Origin of the sequence: Solwaraspora sp. WMMD792, assembly GCF_029626105.1 — a bacterium.
Lineage (GTDB): Bacteria > Actinomycetota > Actinomycetes > Mycobacteriales > Micromonosporaceae > Micromonospora_E.
Map to the genome: position 1 here is coordinate 737,078 of NZ_JARUBH010000009.1, position 17,887 is coordinate 754,964.

The window sequence follows — 17,887 nt, forward strand, 5'->3', positions numbered from 1 at the left end:
TATCGTAGCACGACTATGTATAGGATGATGATTTGGGGGATCAGGGGCTTCTTGGTGTGCTTCCTGGCTGGTCTATTCCTGATTGCAATATTGGAGCTGGTAGTCGCGTCTGAGGTCATTGGCATCATGGTGGCGGGTTGTGTCTTTGGGGGTGTAATTTCGTTCGCAACGGCGTTTATTCCGCTGACAAGATTCTCTGCATTGATACGGGAAAACGGTGGAATGCAGATCGATGGGCAGCTGCCATTTTTGCGCCATCTGATATCCGACCTGTGGCGGATGGGGTGGCGCCGCTGAAGCATTGTGGGAAAGGTGGTCGGGTTGGTGACCGATCTGGCGCAGGTGTTGGCCGACTCCCGTGGGGAGCAGTAACCCGACTTGGCTCAGACCTGCACTCCGTACCGCATCGTGAGGTGTCGTGACTCGCCAGCGTGACTATTACCGTGACCCGGCCGCGCCGAGGGCGACCGGGATCGTCCCTGGCGGTGCGGCGATCGTCACCGGCGGTCGCGGTCGGGGGCTGATGCACCGACGCGCCGACTCCGGCAACTGGTCGCTACCCGGCGAGACTGTTCTGGTCAGCGACGAGTCCACCGAGGTGCGGTTTGGACCCCGGCGGGGTGCAGGCGGTGTGCGGTCAGGCGGTGATGGTGCCGGTCTTGGTAGCGGCGACAAAGGCTGACCAGTTGGCGGGGGAGATGGTCAGGACCGGGCCGGTGGGGTCCTTGGAATCGCGTACGCCGATCACGCCGGCCAGCCCGTCGGCGACCTCGACACAGGCACCCTGGCTGTTGGATCGGCTGCTCTTGCGCCAGGTGGCACCGGTCAGGTCGGTCATGGCTCGTACTCCTTCGCCGTGTCCAGCAGCAGCGCCCGCGACTCGGCCTCGCTCAGCGCGGCCGACCGGATGTCGTGGTAGACCCAAGCGTACCGGTCGCTCTCGGTCTGTTTGTCGAGGAAGAGCGCGCCGGTGATCGACTCCTGGTAGACCGTGGTGGGCTCGTACTGCTCGGGAAAGTCCAGGATGGTGAACGAGCCGCCGGTCAGCACCCCGGCGTGCAGATCGGAGGAGAACGGCAGGACCCGGACGGAGACGTTCGGCAGCCGGCCGGCGTCGGCGAGCCGGCGCACCTGTGCCGCCATGATCTGGCGCGACCCGACGACGCGGCGCAGCACCGCCTCGTCGACGACGACGTCGAACTCGGGAGCCTGTGGCTCCAGCCGGGTCAGCAGCCGGGCCCGGCCCAGCCGCACCGTGACCCGGTCGGCGATCTGGTGACGGGGCACGCCGTCGACGTCCTTGGTGAAGATCGCGGTGGCGTACTCCCGGGTCTGCAAGAAGCCCGGCACCAGCTGACTCTGGTACTCGCGGATCCGGCTGGCGGCCTCCTCCAGGCCCACGTACAGCTCGAACCACGACGGCAGGCTTGCGTAGTCGTGCCACCAGCCCTTCTCCCGGGTCTTGGTCGCCAACGCGGCAAGGATCTCGGTGGTCTCCTCCTCGACGCCGTACAACTCGCAGAGCAGCACGACGTCGCCGGAGCGGACCGGGACCTCGCCGCGCTCCATCCGCCACAGCTTCGTCGCCGACCACTCCAGCTCGCTGGCCACCGACGTCTGCGGCAGCTGGGTCAGCCGCTCGCGCAGTTGACGCAGCTCCCGGCCCAGTCGTCGGCGCGGTACGGACGAGTTCAACACGGACGGGGACATGGCTACCACCTCCTGGGATGCTCGACCCGACCCATCCTGCCGTCACTAGTGGACTTATGAACTCCGTCGATCGGTGGACGAGTGGCTCGGCTCAACGTCGACGGGTTTTCGTCAGAGTTGTACGCGTGGCCGGTCGTACCCGACTGATGACTCTGTGTCGCTCGATGTCCAGTGAGGGAGGTTTGTGGTAGCGGATTGTGATGCCCCCTTTACAGATACGGACGTGGATCTCTAGGGTCGGACGTACATGTCGCATAGCCACGGGGGTCCCTAGTGGATGCTGCCCAGACGCCGCCGATCCGTCCGAGCCGCCCACGACATCGCTGGCCACAGATCCTGGCCGCCACCGCCACCGCCACAGCCGCCGCACTGACGCTGAGCACACCCGGGCCGGCGGTCGCCGATCCACCCGGAGACCCGGTGCCGGCGCCGACCGTGACCTCGGTCGACTACCCCGACGACGGCGTGTCGCACGGCGGTCGGGACGTCGCGGGTGAGTTCACCTTCAGTACGTCGTCGCCCGACGTCGTCGCCTACGTGTACGGCTGGAGCAGCCCGGCAGGCACCACGGTGACCGTCCCCCCCGGGGCGAGCGTGACGTTGACCCTCACCCCACCGGGCGAGGGACCCAACGCCCTGCACGTCTACGCGCGCAACGAGTACGGCCGGCCCAGCCCGACGACGACGTACCAGTTCCTGGTCACCTCGCGATCGTCGCCGATCGGGCACTGGCCGCTGATCGACACCAACAACGAGCGCTTCCGTGCCCGCTCAGGCGGTCCCGACCTGGTCCCGAGCGGCGACGTCACCTGGGCACCGGACACCTACCTGATCGAGGCGAGCACGCCGGCTTTCGACGCAGTCGCCGAAGACCCGGTCGGCGTCCCAGGCGCGGCCACCGCAGCCGTGTCCGCGCTCGACACCTCGGGTTCGTTCAGCGCCGCCGCCTGGGTCCGGCCAGCCGACCTGTCTGGCGATCGCACCGCCGTCGGTGCCGACGGGACCGGTGCCGGTGGCTTCCAGTTGGGCATCCGCCAACTCGGCGACCCGCCGGCTCCGCACTGGGCGTTCACCGTGCCGACAGGTACGGCAGCATCGAGTCCGCTGATCTCCGCGTACCGTCCCGCGCCGATCGCCGCTTCCGACGTCGACCACTGGACCCACCTGACCGGCGTCTTCGACGCCGACGAGCAACTGCTTCAGTTGTACGTCAACGGAGCCTTGGCAGCTGAGGCCGCGTTCGCGGCTACCCCGTGGCAGGCGGCTGGACCGTTCACGGTGGGCCGAGGCTTCAGCGACGGCGCACCGGCGCAGTGGTGGTCCGGCGGCGTGACGGACATCCTGCTGTGGAGCCGGGTGGCGGACCTGGAGGACCTGCACGGACGCTTCTCCGATCCCGGTGACACGCTTCCTGAGCTGTTCGGGGTGCTGACGCCGAGACAAGTTGGGCTGTGGGGGTTCGACTACTCGGCTGACTGCTGGTGCGGTGACGAGTTCGACCTCGGCTCCTGGGGCCGCAACCTGTACCTCGCCGGCTGGGACACCGTGCCGGCGACCTCGGGGTTCGTCCACGACTCCGGTGCCCCGACCGGCCACGCGGCCTGGTTCGACGGGACGAGCGGGTACGCCTCGACCACCAGCCCGTACGATCCGGTCCCGCGCCCGGTGCTGCGTACCGATCATTCCTTTGGGGTGTTGCTCTGGGCCCGTCTCGACGGTGACCCGGCAGATCCACTGCCCGGCAGTGATGCGGTGGTGCTCGCCCAGGGCGGCGACGAGACGGACGCGTTCCAGCTTGGATACCGGGCCAGCGACGGGCGGTGGGTGTTCCGGCTGCGTGGAGCGGACGACGCCGACCTGCCCGACCTGGCCGTCGCCGCGAGTCCGGCTGCGGCGGTACCCGGCCAGTGGACGCATCTCGCCGGGGTGTACGACGCGGGCTCGGAGACACTCACCCTCTACATCGACGGCGTGGCCGGTGACCCGGTGGCGGTGCCTGCGCCACCGAGTTGGACCGCGCCCGGGTCGCTGACCGTCGGGGCCGGGGCAGGACCTGCGGGGCTGACCGGCTTCTTCCCTGGCCGGGTGAGCCGCATCGAGGCACACTCCGGCCCGGTCCCGGCCTGGCTGATCACCGACCGCTACACCCGTCCATAACTGATCACACACGCCAGCCGACCACTCCATGTCGGTCGGTGATGGTGTGTCCACCACGTTGCTGGCAGTCTGTTGCCTTGATTCTGGGGAGTGGCGCTGATGTCGGGTCGTCGGGTCAACCGGTTCTGGTTGTCGGGTGTGCGTCGCCGGGTCGCTGGGGTGACGGCGGTCGTGGTGGTGGCGTCGGCGTTGGCGGCTCCGCAGGCGGTGGCGGCGCCGGTGGGGACGGCGGCGGAGCCGGATGTGGGCCAGCGGTCGGTGCCGGTGGCGGAGCATGTGCCGGCGGGGGTGGATGACGAGTCGTCGGTGGCGGATTTCGCGCCGGTGCCTCCGGTGTGGCCGCAGGCGGCGTCGGTGGTGGCGGATTTGTCGTCTGGGTCGGCGGCGGTGGATGTGGGTGGTCTGCCGGTGGTGTTGTCGGCTCCGGAGCCGGTGGGTGACGTGTTGTCGGGGCGGGTGCGGGCTGATTGGGCGGATGCGTCGGAGGTGCCGGACCGGGTGCGGGTGGAGGTGGTGGATCCGGTTGAGGCGTCGGCGGCGGGGGTGGCGTTGGTGGTGCGGGTGGCGGTCGAGGGTGAGTCGGTGGCCGGTGGTGGGGTGCGGTTGGAGTTGGACTATTCGGGGTTCGCGGGGGCGTTCGGTGCGGCGTGGGCGTCGCGGTTGCGGTTGGTGGGGTTGTCGGAGTGTGCGTTGGTGGAGACGTCGGATCCTGAGTGTGCCGGGCCGGTGGGGTTGGGTTCGCGGAATGATCCGTTGGTGGGGCGGATCGGGGCGGATGTGGAGTTGTCCGCTGGCGGGGCGGGGGCGGGTCGGGCCGACGCCGCTGTTTCTGGTGGTGGTGCGGTGGTGGGGTTGCTGGCGGCGGGTGACGGGGAGACGGGGTCGTTCAAGCGGACGTCGTTGGGGCAGTCGGCGTCGTGGCAGGCGGGCCAGTCGGGGGGTGGGTTCTCGTGGTCGTATCCGTTGGAGGTGCCGCCGTCGCCGGGTGGGTTGGAGCCGGAGGTGTCGTTCGGGTATTCGTCGTCGGCGGTGGATGGTCGGACGAACGGGGAGAACTCGCAGCCGTCGTGGATCGGTGAGGGTTGGGATTTCCATCCGGGGTTCATCGAGCGGTCGTACCGGACGTGCAGTGATGATCTTGAGGGGTTTCCGGCGCATTACACGAACGCGACGCCGGATCCGTGTTGGCGGGAGCCGAACGCGAAGCTGGTGTGGCGGGGGCAGTCGACGGAGATCGTGCTGGGTGACGGGGACGGGAAGTGGCGGCTGGCCAACGATGACGGTTCCCGGATCGAGTTGTTGACCGGCCGGCATGGTTACACGCACAACGGTGAGGCGTGGCGGTTGACCACGACGGACGGTACGCAGTTCTACTTCGGTCGGCAGCGGTTGCCGGGGTGGAACGCGGGGGATCGTGAGACGAACTCGGTGATGGGGCAGGGTGTTTTCGCGAACCACACGTGGGAGCCGTGTTACCGCTCGGACGGTTTCTACTATTCGCGGTGTTTCATGGCGTACCGGTGGAATCTGGATTATGTGGTGGATGTCCACGGGAACTCGATGTCGTACTGGTACGACCGGGAGTTGAGCCGGGCGGGGATCACCGGGACGGGCACGTATCAGGTGCAGTACGACCGGGGGAGTGCGCTGCGGCGGGTGGAGTACGGCACGGTGGCCGGTGGTGAGGCGGACACGGTGAACCCGCCGATGCGGGTGTTGTTCGCGGTGGGTGACCGGTGTCTGTCGTCGTGTTGGAACGGGAGTTCGCCGAACACGGCGAGCTGGCCGGACACGCCGTGGGATCTGCAGTGTGACGCGGCGCCGTGCAACAACAACATCGGGCCGTCGTACTTCACGGCGAAGCGGTTGACGTCGGTGACGACGCAGGTGCGGGTCGGCGGGGTGTATCAGGACGTGGACCGGTGGGACCTGAGTCACGGTTTCCCGTCGACGAACGAGTCGAGCGCGTTGAATCCGCCGTCGTTGTGGCTGTCGGGTATCCAGCGGACGGGTCTGGCCGGTGGGCAGGTGGCGTTGCCGCAGGTGACGTTCGGCGGGACCCGGTACGCGAACCGGACGGATCACAACGTGTCGGCGGCGGTGCCGGTGACGAACAAGTACCGGATTACCGAGATCAACACCGAGTCGGGTGGGCGGATCGAGATCACCTATGAGGGTTCGGACTGCACGGTGTCGTCGCAGGCGGATCCGGACCACAACTCGAAGCGGTGTTTCCCGCAGTACTACAAGCCGGACGGGTCGCCGGCGGGGTGGTCGTGGTGGAACAAGTACCGGGTGACGCAGGTGGTGGAGCGGGACCTGGTCGGCGGTTCACCGGCGGTGACGCACAGCTACGCGTATTCGACGGCGGGGGCGACGTCGACGGTGTTGTGGCATCACAACGACGCGGATGTGTGGTCGCGGTCGTTGCCGTTGCGGACGTGGTCGGATTTCCGTGGCTGGCCGACGGTGACGGTGACCACCGGCACCGGGAGTGGGCATCAGACGCAGTCCCGGTACCTGTATTTCCGGGGGATGCACCGGGACCGCACCGACGCCGGTCCCGGCACGAGGTGGGTGACGTTGACCGGCACGGACGGCGCGGTGCACGGCGACGACTGGTGGCGGGCCGGTTTCCTGTACGAGCGGATCGACTACGCCGCCCCGGGCGGGCAGCAGCTGAACCGGACGATCCAGCAGGTGGCCGGCTACGCCACCTCCCTGCGTGAGGAGGATCCGGTCCACGCCCAGCCGGCCACCTGGCAGTCGGTGATCTCCCGGGTCGTCACCACGATCGGGTACACGTGGCTGGAACACGATGGCACGTGGCGGCACACCCGGACCGTCGACACCTGGGACACCACCTACGGCACCCTGATCTCCTCCGACGACCGAGGTGACGTGTCCACCCTCGCCGACGACGTGTGCACCCGGTACACGTACGCCCGCAACACCGGCGCCCCGTGGCTGATCGACACCGCGTCGCGGGTGGAGACCGTCGCGACGCCGTGCGGCAGCACCCCGTCCTACCCGGACGATCTGCTGTCCGACACCCGTTTCTACCGCGACGGCGCCACCAGCCACAGCACCGCGCCGACCCGGGGCCTGGTCACCAAGGTCGAGACAGCGCGGTCCCACGACGGCACTACCCCGACCTACCTCACCACCGGCACCACCACCTACGACGCCCACGGCCGGCCGTTGACCGTCACCGACGCCCTCAACCGGACCACGACCACCGCCTACACCCCGGCGTCCGGTGCGCCGACGACGGCCGTCACGGCCACCAACCCGCTCGGTCACGACGCCACCACCACCCTCGACCCGCGTCGTGGCCTGCCGACCGAGGTCAGCGACATCAACGACAAAGTCTCCACCGGCGTGTACGACCCCCTCGGCCGGCTGACCACGGTGTGGGCCCCCGGCCGGCCCACCACCGAGACACCCGACCTCGAGTACGCGTACACGATCACCAAGACCGCGCCCAGCCACATCCGGACCCGCGCCCTGGGACCGAACGGCAACCAGATCGACAGCTACGACATCTACGACGGGCTGCTGCGGCCCCGGCAGACCCAGGTGACCGCCCCGGACGGTAAACGCACCATCAGCGACACCCAGTACGACGTACGCGGCCAGACGGTCAAGACGTCGATGTTCTACAACGACGCGTCCGGGCCGACCGGCACCCTGGTCACCTTCGCCGACACCGCCATCGAGTCGCAGACCCGCACCGTGTACGACGGTGCCGGCCGGCCCACCCGTACCCAGCTGTGGTCGGCGAACACCCTGCAGTGGGAGACCGTCACCGGCTACGACGGTGACCGGGTCACCCTCGACCCACCCACCGGCGGCACCCCCACCACCACACTCGTCGACGCCCGGGGCCGGCAGACCGCCCTACGCCAACACACCGGCTCGTCGCCGACCGGCGCCTACGAGGAGACCAGCTACGGCTACAACCCGCGTGACGAGCTGACCACGGTCACCGACCCGGCCGGGAACCAGTGGACCTACACCTACGACCTGCTCGGCCGGCGTACCGGCACCGTCGACCCCGACGCCGGCACCTCCACCAGCACCTACGACAACGCCGACCAGCTGGTCACCACCACCGACGGCCGCGGCGAAACCCTCTGGTACGGCTACGACAACCTTGGCCGCCGTACCGAGCTGCGCGACGACACCTCCACTGGCGCACTGCGGGCGTCGTGGACGTACGACACCCTTGAGCTCGGTCAGCTGACCTCCGCCACCCGCCACCACAATGGTGACGCCTACACGACGGCGGTCACCGGCTATGACGACGGCTACCGGCCCCTCGGCGCCACGGTCACCATCCCGGCCGCCGAAACCGGGCTGGCCGGCACCTACACCACCAGCCACACGTACCACGACAACGGCACCCCGGCGACCACCAGCCTGCCCGCGATCGGCGGCCTGCCCGCCGAAACCCTCACCTACGGCTACCACACCGCGTCCGGCCTGCCCACCACCCTCACCACCGGCACCGACACATTCGTCTCCGCGACCAGCTACCACTACGACGGCAGCATCGCCCAGCGCGTCCTCGGCACCGGCGGCACCCGTATCCGGGTGTCCTCACCGGTCGAGACCGCGACCCGCCGTCTCGCCGCCTCGCAGGTCGACACCGAACACCCCACCACCCCCGACACGTGGGACGACGCCGCCACCACCAGCTACACCTACGACCCCGCCGGCAACGTCACCTCGATGGCCGGCACCACCGCCGGTGTCGCAGACCAGGCCGAATGCTTCACCTACGACCACCTCCGCCGCCTCACCCAGGCCTGGACCGAAACCACCCCCACCTGCACCACCCCGCAACGCACCGGCGCCGACCCCTACCGGCAGGCCTTCACCTACGACACCACCGGGAACCGACTTACCGCGACCACCTGGACCGCGACCGGGTCGACGACCGCCACCTCCACCTACCCCACCCCGGGCAGCCCCCAACCCCACGCCGTCACCGCCGTCGACCACACCGGCGACACCACCCGCACCGACACGTACGCGTACACCACCGGCGGGCACACCCAAACCCGCACCGTCGACGGTGTCACCCAGACCCTCACCTGGGACGCGGAAGGCCGCCTCGCCACCACCACCGAACCCGGCCTGGACACCACCAACATCTACGACACCTCAGGGAACCGGCTCATCCGCCGCGACACCACCGGCACCACCCTCTACCTCGGCCACACCGAACTCCGCCGCACCACCAGCAACGGCCAGATCGACGGCACCCGCCACTACCAACACGCCGGCGCCACCATCGCCGTCCGCACCGTCACCGGCCTCACCTGGCTCATCCCCGACCACCACGGCACCAACCAGATCAGCATCGACCCCACCACCCACGACCTCACCCGCCGCCGCACCCTCCCCTTCGGCGACACCCGCGGCACCCCACCCACCGCCTGGCCCGACGACAAAGGCTTCGTCGGCGGCACACAAGACCCCAACAGCCTCACCCACATCGGCGCACGCCACTACGACCCCACACTCGGACGGTTCATCTCCGTCGACCCCATCATGGACCCGGCCGACCCCCAGCAGATGCACGGCTACGCCTACGCCAACAACAACCCCACTACCTACTCGGACCCCACCGGTCTGTACATCACTGGAGACAACGACGGTCACGTACGGTCCTATGGGAAAAAGAACGGCAAACACGTCACCAAAAACTACACGCCGAAAAGTGCGTCGCCGGAGTCCTACGAAAAAGTAACGGTTGTTGCGAACCAGAATTATCGTGTCGAGACCAACGGGTTCGGTCAGGTTTTCCTGAACGACTACCCCATCCCCTCGGGCGGACCCGACGCCGCTGAGCTAGTGGGATACCTGGCAGAGCACTGCCAAGGTGACCGGTGGTGTCACGGTGAGTTCCATTGTGGGAATTACTTGAGTTGCGACCAGATGAACACATACCTGGACGCAAATGCCGTTTTGTATCAGATTTGTACGAAAGGCTACTGTAGCAATGACTTTTGGGAAAAGGTGGCCGACGACAACATTATTTTGGTCGGACTCGTGCATGGAATGTTCGAAGGGTTGGGGGCCGTCGGTGGCGGTGGTCGTAGGATAAAGACTGGCTTGCCGCTTCACAGTGACTTCCGATACTATTTGAGTGCCTGCAAGAATAGTTTCGCTTCGGCGACATTGGTCCTCATGGCAGACGGAAGCACCAAGAAGATCGAGCAGGTGGAGGTCGGCGACATGGTGCTGGCGACCGACCCTGAAACCGGCCGGACTGCGCAAAAAAGTGTCACCGACACGATCACGGGAGATGGCGACAAAAGCCTCGTTGCTGTAACAATCGAGTCAGATAAGGGCAATCCGGGAGCCGAAGGTAAAACCCTGATTGCTACCGACCGGCACCCATTCTGGCTTCCAAAACTTGATAAGTGGGTGGATGCTGATGATCTCGAAATCGGACAATGGCTTCGCACCTCCACTGGCACCTACGTGCAGATTTCGGCGATCAGCCGGTGGGTCGAGCGCCGCACCGTCTACAATCTAACCGTCGCCGACATCCATACATACTATGTGCTCGCCGACAACACGCCGGTACTTGTGCACAACTGCCCGGTCGCTCCAGGGGGGCGCCCCGGCAAGGATTTCACTCCTGCCGAGAAAAGGGCAGTGTGGGACGAGAATGGAAATAGTTATGGTGTGAATGTTTGTGAGCGTTGTGGCGTAGAGGTTTCGAAGCCGAGAAAATCGGAGCGCGGTGTCACTCCACCCACCAACGAAGGGCAGGTTGATCATATCGTACCCAAGTCCCGTGGCGGGTCGGGCGACAGGTCGAACGGACAGTTGCTATGTCGTTTATGCAACCGGGAGAAGTGGGATAACTAGATGCAGACAAAGTGGCCGCATGACGAATCCTGTGAGCTTTGTGGTGTTGAGCGTGAGTCAAAAATAAAGGCCGCTGGTCGGCGTGCTGGCCTGCTCGCAAACATACGCAATTACGGGTTTCATAAAGTGGGTGTGTTTTCTGAGATTCCGGAAGAGCCAAGCTTCTCATATTCGATCGGATTATACCACACTCGCGGCCATCCCGAGATCATTATCTTGGGCTTAGATATTGAGACGGAATTTGCGATTCTGGATACAATCGCAGGACTCATCAAAGAGGGTGGCGAGTTTCGGCATGGATCTGAATCGTCTGATATATTGAGTAATATGGCAGTCAAGTTTGTGGAATTTTCAAGATCTCATTATGGGGATTACTTGGGGCAGGCTGAGAACTTTTATCTGACGGACAACTTTCCGGTCCTGATGGTTGCTTGGCCTGATCGTGATGGGGTGTTTCCGTGGGCAGAGGGAAGTCCGGAATGGCTAATGCGGAGGCAGCCAGCCTTGTGGTCTAGATTGCCGAGTGTGTAGTGGTCGTCATGGCTGGTGCTCCAAGTCCTGGCTGCGGTCCCCGACCCACGTCCCACAGTGGAGGTCGTTCGGAGTCCAGGACCGGCCGGTGACCCGGGCTAGAGGTTGTCTAGTAACTCGGTGATACGTTGCCGGTCAACGGTGTCGACATCATCCCGCCAGGATGATGTTGTGGAGGTGGGCGATCCCAGAAGCGGTGTCGGTCAATGTGTGGGCGGCGCAGGCAATCAGGGACGCGGTGAAGGAGATCGACAAGTGAACGCTGGCGTGATTCCCGCCGCTCGGTAGTTCAGGTCGAGCCGGAGCAACGGGCAGAACAACTGTGTGGAGGCCGCGTTACTGAGGGACGGCAGTGTGGCGCTACGGGACAGCAAGGACATGTCCGGTCCGGTGCTGCGGTTCGACCCGGGCACGTGGTCGACCTTCGTCGACGGTGTGAAGGCGGGCGGGCTCGCCTGCACATGGCGCCGGTAGCCCGCCGCCCGACGAACGCGGGTCCCGGGTCCTCAGCTACTCGGCGGTTACTCCTTGCATCATCAGGAGGATCCCGGGCCGGTCAGGGCACGGTGGGCGGGTACGCAGAGTAGGGTCAGCCGCGTGAGCGCGAAGACGTGAACCGCGTACCGCCGGGCTCCCCCGACCATGCCCGGCGGGCGCGTGCAGGCCGCGAACGAAAGGCACCCCTGTGACCAGCCCAGCCAAGACCCGCGTCGCCATCGTCTTCGGCGGCCGCAGCACCGAGCACGCGATCTCCTGCGTCAGCGCCGGCAGCATCCTGGCCGCCCTGGACACCGACGAGTACGAGATCGTCCCGGTCGGCATCACCCGCGCCGGGCGGTGGGTGCTCACCACCGGCGACGGCAGCCAGCTGGCCATCACCGACCGGCAACTGCCGGAGATCACCGACCGGTCCGGCTCGGCCGTGGTGCTGCCCGCCGACCCGACCGGCAACGGGATCATGGTGCTCGACCCGGCGGACGGCCCGGCCGCCGCCCTGGCCGGCGTCGACGTCGTCTTCCCGGCGCTGCACGGCGCGTACGGCGAGGACGGCACCATCCAGGGGCTGCTGGAGATGGCCGGCATCCCGTACGTCGGGGCCGGGGTGTTCGCCTCGGCCGCCGCGATGGACAAGGAGTTCACCAAGAAGCTGGCCACCGTCGAGGGCATCCCGACCGGTCCGTACGCGGTGCTGCGCCCCGGGGTGAGCCTCAGCGACGCCGACAAGGAGCGCCTCGGCCTGCCGGTGTTCGTCAAGCCGTCGCGGGCCGGTTCGTCGTACGGCATCACCAAGGTCTCCGACTGGGCCGACCTGGACGCGGCCGTCGCCACCGCCCGGGAGATCGACCCGAAGGTGCTGATCGAGGCGGCGATCGTCGGCCGTGAGGTCGAGTGCGGGGTGATCGAGGGTGAGGCCGGCGGCGGCCCCGAGGCGTCCCTGCTGGCCGAGGTACGGGTGGTCACCGACCACGAGTTCTACGACTTCGAGGCCAAGTATCTCGACAACTCCTGCGAGTACGACATCCCGGCCGGGTTGTCGGAGCAGGTCACCCGGCAGGTGCAGGACTACGCCTGCCGCACGTTCACCGCGCTGGACTGCGCCGGGCTGGCCCGGGTCGACTTCTTCGTCACCGACGACGACCAGATCTACCTCAACGAGATCAACACGATGCCGGGGTTCACCCCGACGTCGATGTTCCCGCGGATGTGGGCGGCCGCTGGCCTGGAGTACCCGAAGCTGGTGGACCGGCTGATCCGTACCGCCCTGAGCCGGGGCACCGGGCTGCGCTGACCGACCGCCGGGACCCCAGACCGGACCCGACCAGACCGGATTAGACCGGACCGGACCCAGAGTCAGGCGCGGCAGCCGCGCGGGGCGGCGTCCGCGTCGCTGGGCACCGTCTCGATCAGCGGGTCGGCGAACGCGGTCACCCACTGGCCCGGTTCGTCGTAGGAGCCGGGCACGCTCACCCGCACCGGGATCTCCCGGTCGACGGTGGTCCAGACGGTGGCGTCGGCCTGCTCGGCGGCGTGCCAGCAGACCCCGTCCAGCGCGTACACCAGGTCGGTCGGTGGGAACTGCGCCGCCGGCACCCCGCAGGCGACGGTGATCGGTGGTTCGCCGTACGCGGCGTTCTGCTCGGCGCCGTCGGTGACCCGCCGCTGCGGCAGGTCGCGCAGCGTACCCGGCAGTTGGGAGACCAGCGCCCGGCAGACGATCTCGGCGCGTTCGTCCAACGCCGGGGCGGCGATCTGCACCGGCGTGGTCGGCACCGGCGCGACACCGGCGGACGCCGACGCCGACGGGTCTGCGGCGGCCCCCGGGTCGTCGTCGGACCCGGCCGGGGCGAGCCGGCTGAACGCGGCGAGCGCCACGATCACGGTCAACGGCAACGCCACCACGGTCGCCCAGATAGCCGCCTGCCGGGTCGTCCGGTCCGGCCCACCCGGAGCCGGCCTGTCCGGAGACCGTCCGCCCGGAGCCGGGTCGCCGGCTGCCGGCGACCCGGCGGCAGAGACGTCCACCTGCTCAGTTGTCACAGTCGTACCACCGAACACGTCAGGGTCCGGGTGATGCCCGGCACCATCTGGACCCGGCTGACTATCATCGTCCCGAGTTCGTCCACGGTGTGCGCCTCGGTGAGCACGACCACGTCGTACGGCCCGGTCACCGCGTCCACCCGGACCACGCCGGAGATGTCCGCGATCGCGTCGGCGACGTCGCGTGCCTTTCCGACTTCGGTCTGGATGAGGATGTATGCCTGGACCACGACCCGACTCCTATCCGCCGCCCGGGAGCGGCTCGAACGTGAAACTACCGTACGGAGCAGGCCGGATTCATGACGGTGCCCGAGTGGAGACGACAATGATCGAGGTGGACCGGTGAATGTGGCACAGGCCGGTGAATTCGGGCTCATCTCCCGGGTCACCGCGCGGCTGCACCCGGGGGCCGCCACCCTGCTCGGCCCCGGCGACGACGCGGCCGTGGTGGCCGCCTCGGACGGCCGGGTGGTCGCCTCCACCGACGTGCTCGTCGAGGGCCGGCACTTCCGGCGGGACTGGTCCAGCGCCGTCGACGTCGGCCACCGCGCGGCCGCCGCGAACCTCGCCGACATCGTGGCGATGGGGGCGGTGCCGACCTCGCTGCTGGTGGCGCTCTGCGCCCCGCCGGAGACCGACGCCGGCTGGGCCGAGGACCTGGCGGTCGGCCTGTCCGACGAGGCGGCCAAGGTCGGCGCGAGCGTGGTCGGCGGCGACATGTCGGCCAGCCCGACCCTGACCATCGCGGTGACCGCCCTCGGCGACCTGCACGGCGCCACCCCGGTGCTGCGCAGCGGCGCGCACGCCGGTGACGTGCTGGCCATCGCGGGCCGGCTCGGCTACGCCGCCGCCGGCTACACGGTGCTGTCCCGGGGCTTCCGGTCACCGAAGCTGCTCGTGGAGGCGTACCGACGCCCCGAGGTGCCGTACGCCGCCGGCCCGGCCGCCGCGAACGTCGGCGCCAGCGCCATGATCGACATCTCGGACGGGCTGATCGCCGACCTGGGCCACGTCGCCACCGCCAGCCGGGTCGGTATCGACCTGCGCCGGGCCGCCTTCGAGGTGCCGCCGCAGATGCGCGACACCGCCAACGCGCTCGGCGTCGACCCGTACCAGTGGATCTTCGGCGGTGGTGACGACCACGCCCTGGCCGCGACGTTCCCCGAGGATCTGCCGCTGCCCAAGGGCTGGCGGCGGGTCGGCCACGTGGTCAAGGGCGCCGGGGTCACCGTCGACGGCCAGCCCTACCAGGGCGTCGCCGGCTGGGAACACTTCCAGTGAAGCCGCGCCGGTCACCGCTGAGCCACCGCCGGTGACCGCACTACGCTTTACCGCGTGACTGATCTGCTTCAGGCCGGCGTCGAGATCCGCCGGGTCCGCTACACCGACGCGGTGGCGCAACGCCTGGTGGCCGCCGCCATGGCCGATCTGGGTGCCCGCTACGGCGGCACCGGCGACGACACCCCGGTCGACCCGACCCACTTCGACCCGCCCGGCGGTGCCTTCCTGATCGCCCACCTGGACGGGGCACCGGCCGGCTGCGCCGGCTGGCGCAGCCACGGCAGCTCCGGCGAGGACGCCGAGCTGAAGCGGATGTACGTCGCCGACGCCGCCCGCGGTCGCGGGGTGGCCCGCGCGCTGCTCGCCGCCGTCGAACGCTCCGCCGCCGGCCAGGGCCGCCGCCGGGTCATCCTGGAGTGCGGCGACAAGCAGCCCGAGGCGATCGCACTCTACAGCAGCTGCGGGTACGCCCGGATCCCGAACTTCGGCTACTACCGGGACTCGCCGGGCTGCCTGTCCTTCGGCCGGGTACTCACCGCCGACTGGTGACGGATGCTCACCGCCGGCTGGTGACCGTACACAGTCAGCCGCCGGACCCGATCGGGTCCGGCGGCTGCTCAAACGTCGAGGTCGTGGGCGGCGCGGTCAGGCGCCCCGGACCACCTTGCCGGCCTTGAGGCAGGAGGTGCAGGCGTTCACCTTGCGGGTGTTGCCGCCACCGGCCGGGGTGCGAACGGTCTGGATGTTCGGGTTCCAACGGCGGTTGGTCTTCTTCTTCGACCACGGCACGTTGTGACCGAAGCCCGGCCCTTTGCCACAGACGTCGCACACGCTAGCCACGGGATACTCCTGGGGATTTGTCGTTCATCAGGTCGCCGGTCGCCGGGACACACCACGCCCAGACAACCTGGCCAGGCTACCCGATCGACCACCCGGGCGGCCAATCGCCCTGCCCCGACCGTCAAGCTGCCGCCGCCCGGCCGCGCGCGGGTCGTCTTCACGGCGGCTGTCGGCGTGCGCCAGTAGGCTCATCGCCGTGCTGGACACCCTTGACGCCGCCGCCGTGCGCCGGTGGTGTTCGGGTGCGCTGGCCGCGCTGCGCCGCCACCAGGGCGAGATCGACGCGCTCAACGTCTACCCGGTGCCGGACGGCGACACCGGCACCAACCTGGTCCTCACCCTCACCTCGGCCCAACATGCCCTGGCCCTTGACCTGGACAACTCCTCGGAGGGGGAGCAGACCTCGCACGGGCGGGTGCTGCGGCTGATGGCCCGAGGCGCGCTGCTCGGCGCCCGGGGCAACTCCGGGGTGATCGTCTCGCAGATCCTGCGTGCCCTGGCCGACGCGCTCACCGACACCGCCGTGGTGCGTGGCCGGGCCCTCGCGTCGGCGTTGACCGCCGCCACCGACGCGGCGTACGCGGCGGTCGCCCGCCCGGTCGAGGGGACCGTGCTGACCGTGGTCGCCGCCGCCGCGCGGGCCGCCGACCGGACCGGCTCCGACGACCTCGCCACCGTGGTACGGGCCGCCGCCTCGGCCGCCCGCGACGCCCTCGCTGCGACCCCCGGCCAACTGCCGGTGCTGGCCCGCGCCGGGGTGGTCGACGCCGGCGGCCGCGGCCTGTGCCTGCTGCTCGACGCGCTGGCCGCCGTGGTCGGCACCCCGCTCACCGACAGCACCGACAACCCTGACAACGCCGACAGCCCTGACAACCCAGTCGGCCGCGCCGCCGACCCCGACGGCGCCGACCCCGACCCCGACGGCGCCGGTTCCGCCGTCGACTCCCACAGTGGGGCCGGTTCCGAGGGGTACGCCTACGAGGTGCAGTTCCTGCTCGAAGCGCCGGCCGGGGCGGTCGACCGGATGCGGGCCGCACTCGCCGAGATCGGCGACTCGCTGGTCGTCGTCGGCTCCGACGCAGGGGGCGATGACGACAGGGACGATGACGACGGGGACGGCGACAAGGACGCTGACGCCAGGAACGGTCCGGTGTGGAACGTTCACGTGCACGTCGACGACATCGGCGCCGCCATCGAGGCCGGCATCGCCGCCGGTCGCCCGTACCAGATCTCGGTCACCCGGTTCGCCGACCAGCCGGCACCGCCGCTCGCCGGCCGGGCCGCGGTGGTGGTCGCCGCCGGCACCGGCCTCGCCGCCCTGTTCACCGGTGAGGGCGCCGACGTGGTCGGCGGCTCCCCGTCCACCGCCGAGCTGCTCGACGCCATCCGCCGCACCGGCGCCGCCGAGGTGGTGGTGCTGCCCAACGACCCGGACACCCAGGCCGTCGCCGGTCTCGCCGCCCGGGAGGCCGAGGCCGTCGGCGTCACCGTCGCCGTCGTGCCGACCCGGTCACCGGTGCAGGCCCTCGCCGCGCTCGCCGTCCGTGACCCGCGACGCCGCTTCGACGACGACGTGATTGCGATGGCCGAGGCCGCCGGGGCCTGCCGGTACGCCGAGGTCTGCCACGCCGCCCGGGAGGCGCTCACCGTCGCCGGCCGCTGCCGCCCCGGCGACGTGCTCGCCCTGGTCGAGGGGGAGGTGCTGCTGATCGGCACCGACCTGGCCGGCACCTGCCGCAACCTGCTGGACCAGCTGCTCGGCGGCGGCGGTGAACTGGTCACCCTGATCGTCGGCGGGCAGGCACCGGACGGCCTGGGCGACGCGGTGGCGGCGCACGTCGCCCGCTGCTGGCCGTTCGTCGAGGTGCACACCTTCGTCGGCGGGCAGCCGCACTACCCGCTGCTGGTAGGGATCGAATGACGCAGTCGTTGTTGGAGGCCG

The 17,887-nt window shown here is 68.8% G+C and carries 12 protein-coding genes and 1 pseudogene; 8 read left to right on the forward strand and 5 right to left on the reverse strand.

Annotated elements, in window-relative coordinates:
* Positions 1–637: 637 nt before the first annotated feature.
* Both O7629_RS04885 and O7629_RS04890 read right to left on the reverse strand, forming a co-directional pair.
* A complete protein-coding gene (locus O7629_RS04885) occupies positions 638–838 on the reverse strand; it encodes a DUF397 domain-containing protein (RefSeq protein WP_278167749.1) in 201 nt (66 codons plus the stop codon).
* Positions 835–1,710: a helix-turn-helix transcriptional regulator gene (locus O7629_RS04890; RefSeq protein ID WP_278167750.1), complete on the reverse strand. Its 876-nt coding sequence runs from the start codon at positions 1,708–1,710 to the stop codon at positions 835–837. Before O7629_RS04890 ends, O7629_RS04885 begins: the two co-directional genes overlap by 4 nt.
* A gap of 420 nt (positions 1,711–2,130) precedes the next feature.
* On the opposite strand from O7629_RS04890, the gene O7629_RS04895 reads away from it, so the two are divergent.
* The 5 genes and pseudogenes from O7629_RS04895 (at position 2,131) to O7629_RS04915 (ending at position 13,075) form a co-directional block, all read left to right on the forward strand.
* Positions 2,131–3,867: a LamG domain-containing protein gene (locus O7629_RS04895; RefSeq protein ID WP_278167751.1), complete on the forward strand. Its 1,737-nt coding sequence runs from the start codon at positions 2,131–2,133 to the stop codon at positions 3,865–3,867.
* 99 nt (positions 3,868–3,966) lie between these two features.
* Positions 3,967–10,755 (forward strand): polymorphic toxin-type HINT domain-containing protein, encoded by a 6,789-nt coding sequence (locus O7629_RS04900; RefSeq protein ID WP_278167752.1) that lies wholly within the window; start codon positions 3,967–3,969, stop codon positions 10,753–10,755.
* Positions 10,756–11,286: a DUF4262 domain-containing protein gene (locus O7629_RS04905; protein ID WP_278167753.1), complete on the forward strand. Its 531-nt coding sequence runs from the start codon at positions 10,756–10,758 to the stop codon at positions 11,284–11,286.
* A gap of 291 nt (positions 11,287–11,577) precedes the next feature.
* Positions 11,578–11,760 (forward strand): annotated as a pseudogene (locus O7629_RS04910) (DUF397 domain-containing protein); the annotation flags it as partial.
* Between the two features lie 211 nt (positions 11,761–11,971).
* Positions 11,972–13,075, forward strand: a complete 1,104-nt coding sequence (locus O7629_RS04915) for a D-alanine--D-alanine ligase family protein (protein ID WP_278167754.1) — start codon at positions 11,972–11,974, stop codon at positions 13,073–13,075.
* A 62-nt stretch (positions 13,076–13,137) separates the two neighbouring features.
* On the opposite strand, the gene O7629_RS04920 is transcribed toward O7629_RS04915, so the two are convergent.
* The gene (locus O7629_RS04920) at positions 13,138–13,824 is read right to left on the reverse strand and encodes a DUF3515 family protein (RefSeq protein ID WP_278167755.1); all 687 of its coding nucleotides are present in this window, start codon (positions 13,822–13,824) and stop codon (positions 13,138–13,140) included.
* On the reverse strand, positions 13,821–14,054 hold the full coding sequence (locus O7629_RS04925; protein WP_123600471.1) for an Lrp/AsnC ligand binding domain-containing protein: 234 nt from the start codon (positions 14,052–14,054) through the stop codon (positions 13,821–13,823). The genes O7629_RS04920 and O7629_RS04925 overlap by 4 nt, the downstream gene beginning before the upstream one ends.
* A 112-nt stretch (positions 14,055–14,166) precedes the next feature.
* On the opposite strand from O7629_RS04925, the gene O7629_RS04930 reads away from it, so the two are divergent.
* Positions 14,167–15,105 (forward strand): thiamine-phosphate kinase, encoded by a 939-nt coding sequence (locus O7629_RS04930; protein WP_278167756.1) that lies wholly within the window; start codon positions 14,167–14,169, stop codon positions 15,103–15,105.
* 63 nt (positions 15,106–15,168) lie between these two features.
* Positions 15,169–15,654: a GNAT family N-acetyltransferase gene (locus O7629_RS04935; protein ID WP_278174408.1), complete on the forward strand. Its 486-nt coding sequence runs from the start codon at positions 15,169–15,171 to the stop codon at positions 15,652–15,654.
* 96 nt (positions 15,655–15,750) lie between these two features.
* Here the strand turns inward: O7629_RS04935 and rpmB are convergent, their stop codons facing one another.
* Positions 15,751–15,945 carry a 50S ribosomal protein L28 gene (gene rpmB / locus O7629_RS04940; RefSeq protein WP_123600473.1) on the reverse strand — a complete coding sequence of 65 codons (195 nt, stop codon included), beginning with the start codon at positions 15,943–15,945 and terminating at the stop codon, positions 15,751–15,753.
* A gap of 196 nt (positions 15,946–16,141) precedes the next feature.
* On the opposite strand from rpmB, the gene O7629_RS04945 reads away from it, so the two are divergent.
* A complete protein-coding gene (locus tag O7629_RS04945; protein WP_278167757.1) occupies positions 16,142–17,866 on the forward strand; it encodes a DAK2 domain-containing protein in 1,725 nt (574 codons plus the stop codon).
* Positions 17,867–17,887: the final 21 nt, after the last annotated feature.